Annotated in this window: 20 protein-coding genes; 7 read left to right on the top strand and 13 right to left on the bottom strand. The window is 72.0% G+C overall.

The genetic code is table 11. The features are described 5' to 3' along the window. Window positions 1-61: 61 nt before the first annotated feature. Together ABZ193_RS29185 and ABZ193_RS29180 are read left to right on the top strand one after the other, a co-directional pair. Window positions 62-454 carry an SRPBCC family protein gene (locus ABZ193_RS29185; RefSeq protein ID WP_354712233.1) on the top strand — a complete coding sequence of 131 codons (393 nt, stop codon included), beginning with the start codon at window positions 62-64 and terminating at the stop codon, window positions 452-454. A 164-nt stretch (window positions 455-618) separates the two neighbouring features. Beyond that, window positions 619-1221 carry a maleylpyruvate isomerase family mycothiol-dependent enzyme gene (locus ABZ193_RS29180; protein WP_020420877.1) on the top strand — a complete coding sequence of 201 codons (603 nt, stop codon included), beginning with the start codon at window positions 619-621 and terminating at the stop codon, window positions 1219-1221. On the opposite strand, the gene ABZ193_RS29175 is transcribed toward ABZ193_RS29180, so the two are convergent. Continuing rightward, window positions 1222-3525 carry a pyruvate dehydrogenase gene (locus ABZ193_RS29175; RefSeq protein WP_354712232.1) on the bottom strand — a complete coding sequence of 768 codons (2304 nt, stop codon included), beginning with the start codon at window positions 3523-3525 and terminating at the stop codon, window positions 1222-1224. It abuts the gene before it with no gap. Window positions 3526-3656: 131 nt separating this feature from the next. Between ABZ193_RS29175 and ABZ193_RS29170 the strand changes: the two genes are divergently transcribed. After that, a complete protein-coding gene (locus ABZ193_RS29170) occupies window positions 3657-4136 on the top strand; it encodes an Lrp/AsnC family transcriptional regulator (RefSeq protein WP_027931136.1) in 480 nt (159 codons plus the stop codon). Here the strand turns inward: ABZ193_RS29170 and ABZ193_RS29165 are convergent. The 8 genes from ABZ193_RS29165 to ABZ193_RS29130 all read right to left on the bottom strand — a co-directional run bounded on the left by ABZ193_RS29165 (window position 4133) and on the right by ABZ193_RS29130 (window position 9698). Next, window positions 4133-4321, bottom strand: coding sequence for a hypothetical protein (locus tag ABZ193_RS29165; protein ID WP_354712231.1), 189 nt, complete (start codon window positions 4319-4321; stop codon window positions 4133-4135). The genes ABZ193_RS29170 and ABZ193_RS29165 overlap by 4 nt on opposite strands. A 109-nt stretch (window positions 4322-4430) precedes the next feature. Continuing rightward, on the bottom strand, window positions 4431-4709 hold the full coding sequence (locus ABZ193_RS29160) for a hypothetical protein (RefSeq protein ID WP_354712230.1): 279 nt from the start codon (window positions 4707-4709) through the stop codon (window positions 4431-4433). Window positions 4710-4913: 204 nt separating this feature from the next. Further along, entirely contained in the window at window positions 4914-5480 is a 567-nt protein-coding gene (locus tag ABZ193_RS29155; RefSeq protein ID WP_237335403.1) for a dihydrofolate reductase family protein, read from the bottom strand. Between the two features lie 25 nt (window positions 5481-5505). Then, the gene (locus tag ABZ193_RS29150; RefSeq protein ID WP_237335404.1) at window positions 5506-6084 is read right to left on the bottom strand and encodes a dihydrofolate reductase family protein; all 579 of its coding nucleotides are present in this window, start codon (window positions 6082-6084) and stop codon (window positions 5506-5508) included. A gap of 67 nt (window positions 6085-6151) precedes the next feature. Continuing rightward, window positions 6152-6640, bottom strand: coding sequence for a flavin reductase family protein (locus ABZ193_RS29145; RefSeq protein WP_354712229.1), 489 nt, complete (start codon window positions 6638-6640; stop codon window positions 6152-6154). 60 nt (window positions 6641-6700) lie between these two features. After that, a complete protein-coding gene (locus ABZ193_RS29140) occupies window positions 6701-7534 on the bottom strand; it encodes an alpha/beta hydrolase (RefSeq protein WP_020420885.1) in 834 nt (277 codons plus the stop codon). Between the two features lie 27 nt (window positions 7535-7561). Further along, window positions 7562-8581, bottom strand: coding sequence for a DUF4331 family protein (locus ABZ193_RS29135; protein ID WP_354712228.1), 1020 nt, complete (start codon window positions 8579-8581; stop codon window positions 7562-7564). A gap of 40 nt (window positions 8582-8621) precedes the next feature. Continuing rightward, window positions 8622-9698, bottom strand: coding sequence for a HoxN/HupN/NixA family nickel/cobalt transporter (locus tag ABZ193_RS29130; protein ID WP_237335408.1), 1077 nt, complete (start codon window positions 9696-9698; stop codon window positions 8622-8624). A gap of 225 nt (window positions 9699-9923) precedes the next feature. On the opposite strand from ABZ193_RS29130, the gene ABZ193_RS29125 reads away from it, so the two are divergent. Continuing rightward, window positions 9924-10433 carry a DNA starvation/stationary phase protection protein gene (locus tag ABZ193_RS29125; RefSeq protein WP_020420888.1) on the top strand — a complete coding sequence of 170 codons (510 nt, stop codon included), beginning with the start codon at window positions 9924-9926 and terminating at the stop codon, window positions 10431-10433. A 25-nt stretch (window positions 10434-10458) separates the two neighbouring features. Then, a complete protein-coding gene (locus ABZ193_RS29120; RefSeq protein ID WP_020420889.1) occupies window positions 10459-11115 on the top strand; it encodes a response regulator transcription factor in 657 nt (218 codons plus the stop codon). Here ABZ193_RS29120 and ABZ193_RS29115 read toward each other — a convergent pair. The 4 genes from ABZ193_RS29115 to ABZ193_RS29100 all read right to left on the bottom strand — a co-directional run bounded on the left by ABZ193_RS29115 (window position 11096) and on the right by ABZ193_RS29100 (window position 13884). Further along, window positions 11096-11461: a response regulator transcription factor gene (locus tag ABZ193_RS29115; protein WP_237335409.1), complete on the bottom strand. Its 366-nt coding sequence runs from the start codon at window positions 11459-11461 to the stop codon at window positions 11096-11098. The genes ABZ193_RS29120 and ABZ193_RS29115 overlap by 20 nt on opposite strands. A gap of 141 nt (window positions 11462-11602) precedes the next feature. Further along, complete coding sequence (locus ABZ193_RS29110) at window positions 11603-11926, bottom strand: histidine kinase (protein WP_354712227.1); 324 nt, start codon at window positions 11924-11926, stop codon at window positions 11603-11605. 67 nt (window positions 11927-11993) lie between these two features. Next, entirely contained in the window at window positions 11994-13043 is a 1050-nt protein-coding gene (locus ABZ193_RS29105) for a PAS domain-containing sensor histidine kinase (RefSeq protein ID WP_354712226.1), read from the bottom strand. Then, window positions 13030-13884 (bottom strand): helix-turn-helix transcriptional regulator, encoded by an 855-nt coding sequence (locus tag ABZ193_RS29100; protein ID WP_020420893.1) that lies wholly within the window; start codon window positions 13882-13884, stop codon window positions 13030-13032. The genes ABZ193_RS29105 and ABZ193_RS29100 overlap by 14 nt, the downstream gene beginning before the upstream one ends. An 80-nt stretch (window positions 13885-13964) precedes the next feature. Here ABZ193_RS29100 and ABZ193_RS29095 point away from each other — a divergent pair, with 80 nt between their 5' ends. Both ABZ193_RS29095 and ABZ193_RS29090 read left to right on the top strand, forming a co-directional pair. Further along, the gene (locus ABZ193_RS29095) at window positions 13965-14564 is read left to right on the top strand and encodes a DUF1345 domain-containing protein (RefSeq protein ID WP_020420894.1); all 600 of its coding nucleotides are present in this window, start codon (window positions 13965-13967) and stop codon (window positions 14562-14564) included. A gap of 1 nt (window position 14565) precedes the next feature. Continuing rightward, window positions 14566-15438 carry an AraC family transcriptional regulator gene (locus tag ABZ193_RS29090; RefSeq protein ID WP_354712225.1) on the top strand — a complete coding sequence of 291 codons (873 nt, stop codon included), beginning with the start codon at window positions 14566-14568 and terminating at the stop codon, window positions 15436-15438. Window positions 15439-15481: the final 43 nt, after the last annotated feature.

Raw genomic sequence — 15481 nt, 5'->3', positions numbered from 1 at the left:
CGATCAGCTTCCGCATGTCCGGCTCCCGTTCGGTCATCGCACACCCTGTTGGTAATGAATCTTGACTGAGCACCGTCGCCTACAGCATCACTCGCACGCTCGACGCCCGGTCAGCAAGGTCTGGGACGCCTGGACGGTGCCGGAGAACTACGGCAAGTGGGCCGGCGCCGAGGAGGTCGACCTGGACGTGCGGCCCGGCGGGGCGTGGAGATCGGTCATGGTCATCCCCGGCGGCACCCGCGTCCCGCTGACCGGGTTCTACGCCGAGGTCGAACTGGGCAAGCGGCTGGTCATCGGGATGGACGTGCCCGGCCGCGACGAGCAGTCGCTCATGGTCGTGGAGTTCGCCGCGGACGGCGACCGCACCGAGATCACCCTCTCCCAGACCTTCGGCCGGGCCGAGGACCGCGACCAGGCCGAGCAGGGCAGCACATCATGCTGCTGGACGGCCTGACCGCCTACCTGGCGAATGCCTGAAGCAGGACCCGCCGGCTCGGGGCGCCCCGCGTCCTCAGTCCCGGGACGCCCCATCCGCTCGGTGGTCTTCCTCGCGACGCTCGCCGTGGACGGCGGCAGGTCCCGCTCTAACGGTGGGCCCGCTCGCCGCGACCTAGGAGCATGGACGACGCCGACCTGTGGCGGGCCGTCGACACCCAGCGCGTGGCGATCGCGGACCTGCTGGACGACCTGACCGACGACGAATGGGCCCACCCGTCGCTGTGCGAGGGGTGGACGGTGCGGGACGTTGCGGCGCACCTGGCCAGCCAGTACCGGATCCGGTTGCGGGACGCGCTCGCCGGGGCGATCCGGGCGCGCGGCAACATCGACCGCGCGATCCACGACGCCGCCTGCGCCTACCGCAAGCCCGCGCCGGAGCTGGTGGCGGAGATCCGGGACCTGGCCGGGTTCCGCCGCATCCCGCCCGGCATCGGCCTGGAGGAGGTGCTGATCGACATCCTCGTCCACGGCCTGGACATCGCATTGCCGCTGGGCCGGTCACTCGCCGTGCCGCCGGACGCCGCCGCGCACGTCGCGCAGCGGCTGTGGGACAAGCCGCGCATGTTCCACGCGCGCCGGCACTTCGGCGGGCGCCACTACCGGGCCACCGACACCGGCTGGTCGGCGGGCGACGGCCCCGAGGTGAGCGGCCCGGCGTGGGCGATCATGCTGCTGTTCGCCGGGCGCCCTGCCGCGCGGGCGCACCTCACCGGCCTGCGGTAGTCAGCCGGTGACGTCGAGCGCGGCGCGGACGATGCTGTCGCTGTCCAGGCCGTGGTGCCGGTAGACGTCTTCGAGCGAGCCGGACTGGCCGAAGCCCGTCACGCCGAGCGCCGTCGTCCGGACGCGGTTGATCGTGGCGAGGAACGCCAGCGTGTGCGGATGTCCATCCAGGACGGTCACCAGGGGAGCGGCGCGGTCGGCGGGGAAGGCGGCGTCCAGGATCCAGGTGTCGGCCCGTTCGTGGCCCTGCCGGGCCCGGACCGCGCGGTGGAGCAGGTCGGGGCTGGTCACGCACACGACGTCGGCCGGGACGCCGATCTGGTCGAGCCGGGCCGCGGCGTCGAGCGCTTCGGGCACGAGCGCGCCCATCACGGCGATGGTGACGGCCGCGCCCTCCGCGCGGCGCAGCGGATACGCGCCGGCGACGACCTGGCGGCGTCGGCGTTCGCGTGCGGCCGGGTCCGACGGCACGTCGGCGAGGGTCTGGTCGACCGGGCGGGTGGACAGCCGCAGGTAGGCCGAGCTGCCGCCCGGCTTGCCGAGCTGGGCCATCGCCGCGAGCAGCGTCCACTCGGCGTCGATCGCGAACGCGGGTTCGTAGGAGAGGCAGCCGGGCTGTTCCAGTCCGATCGACGGGGTCTTGATGGACTGGTGCGCGCCGCCCTCGGGGGCGAGGGTCACGCCGGACGGGGTGCCGATGAGGATGGACTGGCCGCCGGCGTAGATGCCGTAGGACCACGGTTCGAGCGCGCGCTCGACGAACGGGTCGTAGAGCACGCCGATGGGCAGCAGCGGCTGGCCCCAGCGGCTCCAGGTGGCGCCGAGTTCGCCGAGCAGGCCGACGAGGTTGGTCTCGGCGATGCCCAGTTCGATGTGCTGGCCGGTCGGCCGTTCCCGCCAGTGCAGGATGGTTTCGCTGTCGTCGGCGAACCAGTCCGGTCGTTCCTGGACGGACCAGACGCCGACCTTGTTGACCCAGCCGCCGAGATTGGTGGTGGAGCTGACGTCGGGGCTGACCGTGACGACGCGGCGCGCGGTGTCCGGGGCTTCGCGGGTGAGGTCGAGCAGGGCGCGGCCCAGCGCGGCCTGGGTGGTCGCGGTGCCGGTGGGGGTGCGGCCGAAGTCCGACGGCACCGGCGGCGGAGCCGCGGCCGGGATTTCCGGGCGGCGCAAGCGTTTCGCGGTGGCCCGGCAGAGCTCCTGTTCGGGGCTGCCGTCGGCGAAGGGGCGCCAGGGGTCGTCGAGGTCGGTGCCCAGCCGCTCGGCCAGTTCCCGCATCTGGGCGTCGGTGAGCAGGGCGGAGTGGTTCTGCGGGTGGCCCTTGGTGGCCAGGCCGTGACCCTTGATCGTGTAGGCGAAGACGACCGTCGGGCGGGTGTCGTCGATCGCGGCGAAGGCCTGGTCGAGTGCGGTGAGGTCGTGGCCGCCGAGGTTGGCGATCGCGTCGGTGAGGGTGGTGTCGTCGAGGTCGTCGAGCAGGGCCGCGATGGCGGGGCTGTCACCGGGCAGCCGGCGGCGCAGTTCGGCGGCGTCGCAGCGCAGCAGGCGCTGGTACTCCGGGTTGGGCATAGCGTCGATGCGCTGCCGCAGTTCCGCGCCGCCGGGGCGGGTGAACAGTTCTTCCAGCAGGCGGCCGTACTTGAGGACGATGACCTGCCAGCCCGCGGCGGCGAACATGCCCTGCAGCTTGTCGGCGGCGATGTTCGGCACGACGCGGTCGAGGGACTGGCGGTTGAGGTCGACGATCCAGACGATCTCGCCGAGCTCGGCCACGCCCGGGTCGAGGACGGCCTCCCACACCGCGCCTTCGTCGAGTTCGGCGTCGCCGACGAGCGAGTACTGGCGGCCGGTGCCCGCGCCGCCGAACTTGGTGTCGACGTAGCGCCGGGAGACGGCGCCCCAGATCGGGGCGGTGGCGCCGATGCCGACCGAGCCGGTCGAGTAGTCGGCCGGGTCGGGGTCCTTGGTGCGGCTGGGGTAGCTCTGCAGCCCGCCGAACTCGCGCAGCCGCGGCAGGTAGGACGCGTCCAGCTCGCCGAGCAGGTGGTTGATCGCGTGCAGCACCGGCGAGGCGTGCGGCTTGACCGAGACGCGGTCCGCCGGGCGGAGGTGGTTGAACCACAGTGCGGTCATGATGGAGACCATCGACGCCGACGACGCCTGGTGGCCGCCGACCTTGAGCCCCGACGGGTTCGGGCGCACGCGGTTGGCGTGGTGGATGATCGCGCTGGACAGCCACAGCACCCGGTCCTCGACCGCGCGCAGCACGTCGGTGGCGGGTGTGGTCGTGGTGGGGGTGCTCATCGGGCCGTCCTCGATCCGGGTGCAGGTTGCTCACAGTGAACCAACCTGCTGAACTGTTGCTCAACACCCCGGCTGGAAATTGAGCAATCTGCCCAGCGCCGGAGCTGGTGTGCGAGGGAGAGGCGAGCACAATGCCCCAGGACGGCTTCGTCGACGCGGTGGACGCCCGGATCCTGCTGGAACTGGCCGAGCACCCGCGCGCGACCACGCTCGCGATCGCCGACCGGGCCGGGATCTCCCGCAACACCGCTCAAACCCGGATAGCGCGCCTGGAGGCCGGCTCGCTGGACTCGTTCGAACGGCGGATCTCACCGGCCGCGCTCGGGTACCCGCTGACCGCGTTCATCACGGCGCAGGTGACGCAACGGCTGCTGGACGAGGTGGCCGCCGCGCTCGCCGGGGTGCCCGAGGTGCTGGAGGTGCAGGGAATCTCCGGGCCGGTCGACCTGATGGTGCACGTGGTGGCGCGCGACGCCGACGACCTGTACCGGATCGCCGGGCTGATCCTCGCCATCCCCGGCGTGGAGCGCACCAACACGGCCTTGGTGATGCGCCAGCTGGTCGACTACCGGATCAAGCCGCTGCTCCACCAGGCGGCGGGGCCCGGCTAGCGGCCCGGGCGGCCGCGCTCGCGGCGGATGCGCAGAAGCACGCCCAGCACGAAGCCGAACACCGCGCTGCCGGCGACGGGCAGGAACCACGGGGCGCTCGGGTGGATGCGGAACCCGACCACGACGCAGACGACCAGGACCACCGCGCCTGCCGCGGCGGCCGTGTAGGAGCGTCGTCGAGTCACGTGCCCTCCCGGGCCTGGGCCAGCCGCGGCGGCAGGGTGCGAGGGGGTGTGTCACTCCGGTTCGGCGGGAACCGCGGTGGGGGCCGTCTCCGAGCGGTGCCCGGCGACGTCACGCCAGCTCGGCGGAAACCACCGCGGGCAGGTCGCGCAGGCGGGCCAGCAGGTGGTCGATCTCCTCGCCTGGCAGCAGGACCGCGCAGACCATGCTGCTCTCCCGGACGCCCTCGCGGATGTCGACCGACAGTTCGTGCACCGGGCGGCCCTGCTGGGACAGGGCGCCGATCAGAGTGGGGACCTGCGTGGCGCCGCCGGTGAAGTAGGTGGCGATGCGGCGCCGGACGAGCATCGCCGAACGCGGGGCCGGGGTGTGGAACGTGCTGACGGACATGGCGGATCTCCAGGAAGATCGAGAAACCGGACGGATCCGGGCCAGGTCCCGAAAAAGCGATCGCCGACACTGCGCGCCGGCGACCTGGGTTCAGCCGGCGCGCCGGGCTACGAGTCGCTGGGACGTCAGGCGCTGCACGGCGCAAGATTAACACGACACCGGCCCGATCGCCGACACCCCGGCCCGGGGTGCCGACGACGGGTGCTACCGGGTCACCCGGAACCGCAGGTGTGTCGCGGCCGGTGTGACGAGCACGTCGGTGCGTTCCAGCTCGACCGCCGACGGCAGGGTGTCGAAGAGCCGCGTGCCGCCGCCGATCAGGAGCGGGACCACGTGCACGTGGATCTCGTCCACCAGCCCGAGCGGGAGCGCCTGCTGGAGCACGGTCGCGCCGTGCAGTCCGACGAACTTATCCCCGGCGGCCTCCTGCGCCGAACCGATCGCGGCAGCCACCCCGTCGCTGAACGTGTACCCCGACGGGTACCGCTCGGGCGGCTCGCGGTGGGTGACGACGAAGCACGGGACGCCGGGCAGCGGGCCGCCCTCGCCCCAGATGTCGACGCACTTGTCGAACGACTTTCGGCCCATCACCACCGCGCCGGTGACGTCGATCGCCTGTCGCAGCAACGCCCTGTCGTCGTCGGTGGCCGCGTCGAACAGCCAGTCGTGCAGCGTGCCGGCGCCGTCGCCGAACGGGTTGTCGCGGCTGTCGTTCGGCCCGGTGACGTAACCGTCGAGCGAAACCGACATGTCGGAGATGACGAGTGCCATGGAACTGCCCCTTCCGTGGATGTTGTCACTCCTGCGTCGGACGAGCGTGCTCGGATTCGACAACCCGGTACCGCAGGTGGGTCGCGTCGTGGCCGTCGAGCCGGCGGGTCAGCCGTAGTTCGGCGGCGTGGCCATCGAACAGGCGGCGGCCCGCGCCGAGCAGGACCGGGACCAGGTGGATCTCCAGTTCGTCGAGCTCACCGGCGGCCAGCAGCGCCTGGGCCGCGCCCGCGCCGTGCACCAGGATCGCCTCCTCGCCCGCCGCGGCGCGGGCGTCGGCCACGCAGGCCGCCACCTCGGTGTAGTAGCGGGCGCTCCCGGGCGGCTCATCGTCGGGGTGGTGGGTCAGCACGTGGATCGGCACGCCGTCGTGGTGGTCGCCCTGCCAGCGGCCCGCCAGCTCGAACGTGCGCCGCCCGGTGATCACCGCCCTGGTGGCCATCGCTTCGGCGAACACCTGGCCGTCCGGGCCGGGCGACTCACGCCGGTCCAGCCAGTTGAACAACCGCCCGCCGCCGCGGCCCAGTTCTTGTCCGGGGCGATCGTCGGGGCCCGCGATGTAGCCGTCCAGCGACATCGCCATGTACAGCCGGGTCAGTGCCATCGGACCGTCCTTCCGCTCGGGTGTCTCACCACCACGTCGGACGGCGGCGCCGGTTTTCGACAGCCCGCTACGCCTCGTTGCCGGGGGAGAGGTCGCGCACCGACTGGAACCCGAGCTGCGGGCCGAGCCCGGTCGCGGTGGTGCCCTCGACCGGGCGCAGCAGCAGCCCGACGTGGTCGCCGGTGTCGTGCCGGGACAGGATCTCGCCCGCGAACCAGCCGGCGCAGTCGTCGAGCACGGGGACGCCGCCCGGGCCCGGGTGCCAGGCGCAGCGCGTGAACTTGTCGGTGTCGAAGCCGGTGTGGCTGCCGAACAGCTCGGCCAGCCCGGACGCCGACGTGTCGAGCCGGTGCACGACCACCGTCGACGCCCCGGCGGCGACCTCGAAGGTGTGGTTCTTCTTCGACAGCCACACCATGAACCGCGGCGGATCGATGCTGCACTGCGCGGCGAACCCGGCCAGGCACCCCGCGCGCCGCCGCCCGTCGGTGGTCGTCACGACGAACATCGGGTAGTCCAGCGCGCCGACGACCGTTTCGAACCCCTCAGCTGCCACGGCTCAGTTCTACCCGAGCCGTGGCAGCCGAGGGGCGCCGCGCACCCGCCACCCGGAACCTCAGCGGCCGAGGAACTCCAGCAGCGCGGTGTTGACCTCGTCCGGGTGGGTCCAGGCGATGTTGTGCGGCCCGCCAGGCACGGTGACGAACTCGAGGTCCTTGACGAGACCCGGCAGCCGCGCCGCGGTGGCCTCGTACGGCAGGATCCGGTCGGCGTCGCCGTGGATGAGCAGCACCGGGACGTCGATCTTGGGCAGGTCGTCGCGGAAGTCGGTCAGCCAGGTGTCGACGCAGGCGTAGGCGGCGTGCGCCGAGGCGGCGACCGCCACGTTGAAGCTGTTCTGCCACGCCTGCTCGCTGATGCGGGTGCCGGCGTAGGTGTCGACGTTGTAGAAGTTGTCGAGGAAGTCCTTGAAGTAGGCGGGCCGGTCCTTGACGACCGCCGCCTTGATGTCCTCGAACACCGACTTGTCGACACCCTCGGGGTTGTCGTCGGTCTTGAGCAGGTACGGCGGGATCGCGCCCATGAGCACGGCCTTGCGCACCCGGTCCGAGCCGTAGGTCCCGAGGTAACGGGTGACCTCGCCGGTGCCCATCGAGAAGCCGACCAGCACCACGTCGTCGAGCTCCAGGTGGTCCAGCAGCGCCTTCAGGTCGGCGGCGAAGGTGTCGTAGTCGTAGCCGACGGTGGGCTGGCTGGACTGGCCGAAACCACGGCGGTCGTAGGTGATGACCCGGTACCCGGCGGCCAGCAGCACCCGCTCCTGCTTCTCCCACGAGTGCCCGTTGAGCGGGTAGCCGTGGATCAGCACCACGGGCGTGCCGGTGCCGTGGTCCTCGTAGTGGATCTCGATGTCCTCGGAGTTCTCACGGCCGACGGTGATCTTCGACATGGTGTTTTCCTTCCTGTGTCAGGGTTTTCAGGCCACCGGGGGCACGTACGGGAACCCGGCGGTGGGCTTGCTGGTGACCGATTCGCGGCCGATGCCGAGGCGGATCGGGGTGTTGGCGGCCGTGGAGAACATGACGTCCGGCGCGTTGTCGGTCAGCGCGCGGCCGTTCCACTCCGCGAAGCCGAACGACGCCGGCGTGCCCACCGTGTAGGGCAGGACGTTCGGGAAGAACCGGTGCGCCAGCTTCTCCCCGTAGGCCTGCGGGTCCTCGGCCGTGCCGTACGCCGCGACGACCCCGGCGATCTCCTTGCCGACCAGGTCGCCGTAGGTGGCGTAGTCGTCCGCTGGCACGCCGGCGTTGAGCCGGTCGCCCAGGTCCTCGTTGTACTGCGTGAACAGCGGGTGGATCATCGGCAGCCCGACGCGGTTGATCGAGCGCCAGCCGCCGGCGTCGGTGGCCAGAGTGGACACCGCCCACACCCCGACGCGGCCCGCGCCCAGCTCGGCGTCCGGCACCTCCAGCACGATCGAGTACACCGTGTGCCCGGCGAACAGGTTGGTCGCCCGCGCCTCGGTCCAGTCGCCGAGGTCGACCGTCGTGCCGTCCTGGAACGCGTGGCCCACCGCGTGCAGCACGTCCGGCTCGATCCAGAACGGGTCGCCCGCCTTGCCGGTCCACACGCGCAGCCCGCCCGCGCCGGTGACCGTCTCGCCGGTCACCCCTTCCGCCACGACCTCGCCCGGCGCGAACGGGTCGGTGGCCGCGGCGCCGGTGATCCGCCGCAGCACCCAGGTCTGGCTGCCCTGCTCGTCCCGCTCGCCGAACACGAACCGGTACGTCAGGTCCTCCACGACGTCACCGTTCGTGTCGACCTTGAACTCGTACATCCCCTCCGGGTGGTAACCGGGCACGGGGATGTCGCCGGCGATCGAGTGGCACACGTTGATGACGAACACGGTGCCGGTTTCGCCCCGGAACACGTACAGGTCGGTGATGTCGAGGCGGACGTCCTGACGGGCGATCGGCGAATCGAGGTGGTGCGACATGGTTTCTCTCCTTTGTGGACTTGCGGGTTGACGGTGGTGGTCAGGCGCGCGGCGACCAGCGCTGCTCGATGCGGCCGTACCGCCAGATCAGGGCCGCCACCAGCCAGGTGACGGCGAACAGGCCCGCGACGGCGAACCCGAGTGTGTTGAGGTCGAGGCCGGCGTTCCACGACCAGAACCCGCCCGACCAGCCGAACTGCCCGGACAGCACGGACAGCAGTTCGGCGGCGCCGATCAGCACGGCCACCGCGACGGACAGCCCGGTGACCGTGAGGTTGTAGTAGATCCGGCGCACCGGGCTGGCGAACGCCCAGCCGTAGGCGAGGTTCATGAACGACCCGTCGATCGTGTCGAACAGGGTCATGCCGGCGGCGAACAGGACCGGCAGGCACAGGATGGCGTACCAGGGCAGCCCGGCGACGGTGGCGCTGCCCGCGAGGACGAGCAGCGCGACCTCGGTCGCGGTGTCGAACCCGAGCCCGAACAGCACCCCCAGCGGGTACATGTGCCACGGCTTCCCGATGGCCCGGGTGAACCGCCCCAGCAGCCGGTTCAGCAGCCCGCGGTGCGCCAGCTCGTGCTCCAGCGCCGCCTCGTCGAACTCGCCGGACCGCAGTCCGCGCAGCACCTTCAGGATGCCGGCCAGGATCACCGCGTTCACCGCGGCGATCAGGACCAGGAACGAGCCCGACACCGACGTCCCGATCAGCGACGTGTAGCGGTGCAGCGCGGAGCCGTCGTCCCGCAGCGGCCCGGCGATCGTCCGCACGCCCAGCGACAGCAGCAGCGCGAGCCCGAACACGACCGTGGAATGGCCCAGCGCGAAGAAGAACCCGACCGACAGCGGGCGGCGGCCCTCCTGCATCAGCTTGCGGGTCGTGTTGTCGATCGCCGAGATGTGGTCGGCGTCGAAGGCGTGCCGCATGCCCAGCGTGTAGGCCGTGACGCCGACCCCGAGCCCGAGTGCGGGCGCCCCGGCGTGACCGTGCGCGACCAGGAGCAGGGTGCCCCAGCCCAGCACGTGCAGCGCGGCGATCACGGCGGCCATCCCGCCGGCGCGGCCCCACTCCCGCCGCGACAACGGTTGCCGGGAAACCCGGGTCAGCGTGGTCGTCATGCTCTTCCCTCCGGCCGATCCACTTCGGACTCGATGACTCCGAGCCTGCTCGCCCGCGGCCGCCGGAGCCATGACGCCGCCTCCACAACGCGGTGTGGGGTTTTCCCCACACCGCACCGGTGCCGGCCCGATCCGGTTCTCGGGAGCACGCCATGGCGCGCCCCGGCCGCCGCGGTGACGCTGAGGAGGAGACGGGCACGACGCCCGCGCGAACCGGAGGTAGTCATGACCCAAACCACCGAGAAGACCCGGCGGATCCCCGCCGCGGGAGCCGTCGGCTTCACCGCCTCGCCGGCGCTGGCCCGCGACCTCCAGCTGGTGCTGGCCGACCTCGTCGAACTGCACCTGCAGGCCAAACAGGCGCACTGGAACGTGGTCGGCCCCGGCTTCCGCAGCCTGCACCTGGAGCTGGACGACATCACCGCGGCGGCGCGGGAAGCGAGCGATCTGGTGGCCGAACGGCTGCGCGCCCTGCACGGCGTGCCGGACGGCCGGTCCGGCACGGTGGCCGCCACCACGACGCTGGCGGCCTTCCCCGGGGGCGAGCGGTCCACCGCGGAGGTGATCGAGGCGATCACGAACCGGCTGCACGGCGTCGCGTCGACGATCCGCGTGGTGCGGGGTTCGGTCGACGCCGAGGACCCGGTCACCACCGACCTGCTGCACAGCGTCGTGGAAACGCTGGAAAAGCACGCGTGGATGCTCGGCGCGGCGGGGCGGGAACCGCGGCGCTGACCGGAATCCGTTATATGCTCGGCAAGTGAGGACGGACATCACGGTCGTCGTGGGCGAGGACCAGGCGCTGGTGCGCGAAGGCATCGTGCGGATGCTCGAACGCGCGGGCTGCACGGTCCTCGCCGCGGTCGGCACGGCCACCGAGCTCGTGCACGAAGCCCGGCGGCACAAGCCGGACGTGGTGATCACCGACATCCGCATGCCGCCGCAGTTCGACGAGGCCGGCCTGCGCGCCGCGATCGAGATCCGCGCGAGCGAACCGGGCATCGGCGTGATCGTGTTGTCGCAGTTCCTCGACGACACCTACGCCATCGACCTGGTCGGTGATCGCGCCGAGGGCGTCGGCTACCTGCTCAAGGAGAAGGTGGCCAGCCCCGAGCTGCTCGTCGACGCGGTCCGCCGGGTCGCCGACGGCGGCTCGGCCCTCGACCCGGACGTGATCGCCCGCCTGGTGGGCCGCAAACGGGTCGACAGCCCGCTGGACGGCCTCACCCAGCGCGAGCGCGAGGTGCTCGCGCTGATGGCCGAAGGCCACTCGAACTCCGGGATCGCCGCCAAACTCGTCGTCACCGTGCCCGCGGTCGAGCGGCACGTCACCGGGATCTTCAGCAAACTGGGCCTGACCGACGCCGCCTCCGGGCACCGCCGCGTGCTCGCCGTGCTCAGGTACCTGGGGCAGTGAACAGCGCGGCCAGGTCGGTTCCGACCAGCTGGTCCTTGGGCACGAACGCCCGCACCCCGGCGCCGGTGAGGGTCTGCTCCGGATAGCCGTGGTGGTCGGTGGAGGTCAGGACCACCGCGGGCGGCTCGGGCTCCCGGTGGATCTCCCGCGCGAGGGTGAGGCCGTCGGTGTCGGGCAGGTTCACGTCCAGCAGCACGCCGCCGGGGCGGTGCGCGCGGATCGCGGCCATGGCCTCGCTGCCGTCGGCGGCGGCGTCGACCACCTCGAACCCGCGCACGGCCAGCAGACGGCCGGCGACGCGGCGGAAGGCCGCGTCGTCGTCGACCACCAGCACCGTGAATCCCATACCGCAAGCCTCGTCCGCCACGGCTTCACACGCAATGGGGAAAACCCCACGATCATGGAACCGGGATCCGGGCACCGGGCAGTACGCTGCCGGTCCAGCACGTGCCGTGACGCTGATCTCCAGCGCCTCGGCGACGAAGAATCAGGTGTGGGCCTCGACCGCCGCGGGCAGACCGCGCCCGGCCAGCACGGCGGGGCGCAGGTCCGCGACCAGGTCGCGGAGTTCGGCGATCGCCGTGCGCGCCTGTTCCACGGCCTCGTCGATGAGTTCCGCTTGACCCGGCGGCTCGCACTCGCTGGTCAGCTCCAGTGCGATAAGGACGTTGACCAGCCGGGCCTGCACGCGCTCGCGCAGCTCACCGGCCAGCCGCAGGCGAAAGTCGGCGATCCGGCGCTGTCCCGCGCGATCCGGCACCCGTGGTCGTGCTGCTCCACTGTGGACTGCGGTCGTCTCCGTCAGCTGCATGTCCCAAGCCTCCGCCGTGGCGGGGCGGCCGGGTAGCGGGCGAGTCCTATCAGCTCATAACCGCTGCTTATGTCCCGCGGGTGAGCGGGATGGTGGCCCGCAGCGAGGTGCCGCTCCCCGGCGGCGAGGACAGGGCGAAGTCGCCGTCCAGCGCCGTGACGCGGTCGGCGAGCCCGATCAGGCCGCTGCCCGTGCCGTCGAGGTTCGCGCCGCCCGCGCCGTCGTCGCTGACGTCGAGGATCAGCGTCGCTCCGTCGCAGCGCAGGTCGACCGTGATCCCGGTGGCGCCGGCGTGCTTGACCGCGTTGGTGATCGCCTCGGACACCACGAAGTAGGCGTTGACCTCGATCGTCGGCGGCAGCCGCCGGGGGAGGTTGCCGGTGATCACCACCGGCAACGGGGTGCGCGCCGCGAGCGCCTCGACCGCGGGCAGCAGCCCGCGCGAGGTCAGGATCGCGGGGTGGATGCCGGCGACGAGGTCCCGCAGGTCGTCGATGGCGGCCTGCGCCTGGCCGACCGCTTCGTCGACCAGTTCGCCGACGCCGGGCGGCAGCTCCTCCCGCGCCAGCTGGAGTCCGATGAGGAGGGCCACGAGCCGTTGCTGCACGCCGTCGTGCAGGTCGCGCGCCATCTGGCGGCGCACCTCGGTCGTGGTCTCCACGATCCGCCGCTGCGCCGCCCTGGACTCCACCGCCCGCACCTGCGCCGCGTCGCGTTCCCGGATCATCCGCTCGGTCGCGTGCCGCTCGGTGAGGTCGGTGAAGGCGTAGACCAGGCCGGGCCCGTCGTCCAGCCGCAGCGGCGCCGACCACCACGCGATCGGGAACATCGACCCGTCCCGCCGCACGAACCAGTCGTTGTCGCCGTGCGCGGTCTCGCCGGTCAGCCGGGGCCGCAGCATCGGGCACTCCGCCGCCGGGTACGGCTCGCCCGTCACGCGCTTGTAGTGCACGGTTTCGTGGCTCGGCCGGCCGCGCAGCTCCGACACGTCGTCGTAGCCGAGCGCGTCCAGCGCGGCCTGGTTGGCGAACATGATCAGGCCCTCGGCGTCCACCACCCAGACCGGTTGCGGCACGCTGTCGAGGATCAGCGGCAGCAGCGCGTCAACCGACCTCATGGCCACGCCCGCGTGCCCGGTCGCCGTCGGCGGTCTCGGTGGTCCGCAGCGAGCCCAGCAGCGCGAGCCGCTCCTCGGTCGCGCTGCCCGGCTGCGCCTGGAAGACCTTGAGCTGCTGGCCGGGCGCGCTGTTCACGGTGAACGAGTGGTAGCTCAGGTCCAGCTCGCCCACCTGCGGGTGCCGGATCCGCATCGGCTCGTGCTTCTTCTCGCGCACGTCGTGCCGGGACCACAGCCGCACGAACTCCGGGCTCTTCACCGTCAGCTCGCCGACCAGGTCGGTCAGCCGCTGGTCGTCCGGGTCCTCACCGGCGGCCACTCGCAGCGCCGCGACACCCTTGGCGGCCACCGAGTCCCAGTCGCGGTAGAACTCGCGCGCCGCCGGGTCGAGGAAGCAGAAGCGGCCGAGGTTCGGCTCCGGCCCGGCCGGCGCGTACAGCGCCTGGCCGAGCGGGTTCGCGGCGAGCACGTCCAGCAACGGGCCCACGACCATGGCCGGGGAGTGCGTCCAGGTGTCCATCAGCCGCCGCAGATCCGGGTCCACCTGGCGGAAGCGGCGCCGCCGCGGCCGGGGCCGCGCGAGCCGGTACAGGTGCTCCACCGCCTCCTGGTCCAGGCCCAGCACCGCGGCCAGCGACTGTAGGACGTGGTCGGACGGGTTGCGCTCGCGGCCCTGTTCGAGCCGGGCCAGGTAGTCCGTGCTGATCCCGGCCAGCGTCGCCACCTCCTCGCGGCGCAGGCCACCGCGGCGGCGACCCGAGTCGGCGAGACCGAGATCGGCCGGGGTGACCACGTTGCGGCGAGCCCTGATGAACTGGCCGAGCCGGTTGTCGTCCTCCACGGATCGAGGGTAAGCGCACCGGGCCCGCGGGCGGTAGGAGTGGCACTCCTACCCAGCGCGTCGATTACCCTCCCGCTCTCGTGCTGAAGAAGGCCTCGTTCGCGGTGTCGCGCCTCATCGAGTTCGCGTTGCTCGCCCTCGGCGTGCTCGTGTTCGTGTTCGACGACCCGGTGTTCGTGATGTGGTGGGACCTGCTGGCGGCCGTGTACCTGGGCGTCCGGATCCGGCGCGTGGCGCGCAAGTCCGCGGGCCCGGACTGGCGGCGCAGCCTGCTCGGCGGGCGTGGCGGTCTGTTCTTCACGGTGTTCACCAGCGTGGTCGGCATCACCTGCGGCCTGACCATCGTGCTGGGCACCGGCGACGACCTGATCGCCAGGGTGTTCGGCGTGCCCGCCGTGCTGCTCGCCTGGGCGATCCTCCACTTCGGATACGCCGAACGGTACGCGCACGCCTACTACCGGGCGCTGCCGGAACGGCAGTTCGCCTTCCCGGACACCGAGACACCCGTGTTCGCCGACTTCGCGTACTTCGCGTTCACCGTGGGCACCACGTTCGCGGTGTCCGACGTCGAAACCCGTACGACGGCGGCGCGGTCGCGGGTACTCTCGCACGGGGTGCTGAGTTTCCTCTACAACACCGCGACGCTCGGAGTCGCGATCGGCGTGATCACCGGGAGTTGACGTGTTCGGTGCACTGGCCTTCGACCTGGATTCGGTCGCCACCCTGCGGTTGTGCAGCTGGCGGGACAACGGCTGGCGCGCCCTGCTGATCCGGTCCTACGCCAACGACCCGGTCGCCGAGGAGGTCCTGCTGCCTGCCACCGCCGAGCAGACCCTCGTGCTGATCACCTCGGGCACCAAGACCATCGAGTCGAGGGCGGGCGCGCGCTGGCACAGCGCCGAATACGGGCCGGGCCGGATCGGGATGACGGCGCCGCACCAGGAGGCGCACCTGCGCTGGCGCGGCGCGGCCACGACGAGCATCAACGTCTACCTGCCGGCCGGACTGCTCGAACGGACCGCCGCCGAACTCTTCGGACGTGGCGCGTCGCGGGTGAGCCGGCCGGACGCACTCGCCGCCGACGATCCGGTGCTCGCGGCCGTGCTCACCGGGCTCGGCGACGCCGCGCTCGCCGGGGCGGACGAGCTGTACGCGGAGACGGCGGCCGCGTTCATCGCCGCGCACCTGCTCACCCGGCACGCCTCGGCCCCGGAACCGGCTCCGGTGCGCGCCGAGGACATCCGGGTGCGGCAGGCCGTCTCGTTCATCCAGGACAACCACCACCTGCCGCTGACGCTCGCCGAGATGGCGGCCGCGGTGGAGTTGAGCCCGTTCCACTTCCTGCGGGTCTTCAAGGCCGCGACCGGTACCACCCCGTACCGGTTCTTGAACACGGTCCGGATCGACCGCGCACGGCGGTACCTCGGGCGGACCGACCTGCCCGTCAGCGACATCGCGCACCTGTGCGGGTTCACCTCGCCGTCCCGGCTGGCGACCGCGTTCCGCCGGGAGACCGGGGTGTCGCCGACGGCGTTCCGGGAGCAGCAGCAATAACCGGCTCATCACACAGCAAGCAGGGGAAGGCGCACGCCCGCCG

Source organism: Amycolatopsis sp. NPDC006125 (genome assembly GCF_040614195.1).
GTDB lineage: Bacteria > Actinomycetota > Actinomycetes > Mycobacteriales > Pseudonocardiaceae > Amycolatopsis_E > Amycolatopsis_E tucumanensis.
This window is presented reverse-complemented; position numbering and strand designations above follow the sequence as displayed.

What these genes read in the sequence shown, in the direction of transcription:
- ABZ193_RS29105 (WP_354712226.1), bottom strand. Translation starts at nt 13,043, where the DNA reads ATGAGGTCGGTTGACGCGCTGCTGCCGCTGATCCTCGACAGCGTGCCG.
- ABZ193_RS29110 (WP_354712227.1), bottom strand. Translation starts at nt 11,926, where the DNA reads ATGCAGCTGACGGAGACGACCGCAGTCCACAGTGGAGCAGCACGACCA.
- ABZ193_RS29130 (WP_237335408.1), bottom strand. Translation starts at nt 9,698, where the DNA reads ATGACGACCACGCTGACCCGGGTTTCCCGGCAACCGTTGTCGCGGCGG.
- ABZ193_RS29155 (WP_237335403.1), bottom strand. Translation starts at nt 5,480, where the DNA reads ATGGCACTCGTCATCTCCGACATGTCGGTTTCGCTCGACGGTTACGTC.
- ABZ193_RS29125 (WP_020420888.1), top strand. Translation starts at nt 9,924, where the DNA reads ATGACCCAAACCACCGAGAAGACCCGGCGGATCCCCGCCGCGGGAGCC.
- ABZ193_RS29175 (WP_354712232.1), bottom strand. Translation starts at nt 3,525, where the DNA reads ATGAGCACCCCCACCACGACCACACCCGCCACCGACGTGCTGCGCGCG.
- ABZ193_RS29115 (WP_237335409.1), bottom strand. Translation starts at nt 11,461, where the DNA reads ATGGGATTCACGGTGCTGGTGGTCGACGACGACGCGGCCTTCCGCCGC.
- ABZ193_RS29140 (WP_020420885.1), bottom strand. Translation starts at nt 7,534, where the DNA reads ATGTCGAAGATCACCGTCGGCCGTGAGAACTCCGAGGACATCGAGATC.
- ABZ193_RS29135 (WP_354712228.1), bottom strand. Translation starts at nt 8,581, where the DNA reads ATGTCGCACCACCTCGATTCGCCGATCGCCCGTCAGGACGTCCGCCTC.
- ABZ193_RS29180 (WP_020420877.1), top strand. Translation starts at nt 619, where the DNA reads ATGGACGACGCCGACCTGTGGCGGGCCGTCGACACCCAGCGCGTGGCG.
- ABZ193_RS29160 (WP_354712230.1), bottom strand. Translation starts at nt 4,709, where the DNA reads ATGTCCGTCAGCACGTTCCACACCCCGGCCCCGCGTTCGGCGATGCTC.
- ABZ193_RS29150 (WP_237335404.1), bottom strand. Translation starts at nt 6,084, where the DNA reads ATGGCACTGACCCGGCTGTACATGGCGATGTCGCTGGACGGCTACATC.
- ABZ193_RS29170 (WP_027931136.1), top strand. Translation starts at nt 3,657, where the DNA reads ATGCCCCAGGACGGCTTCGTCGACGCGGTGGACGCCCGGATCCTGCTG.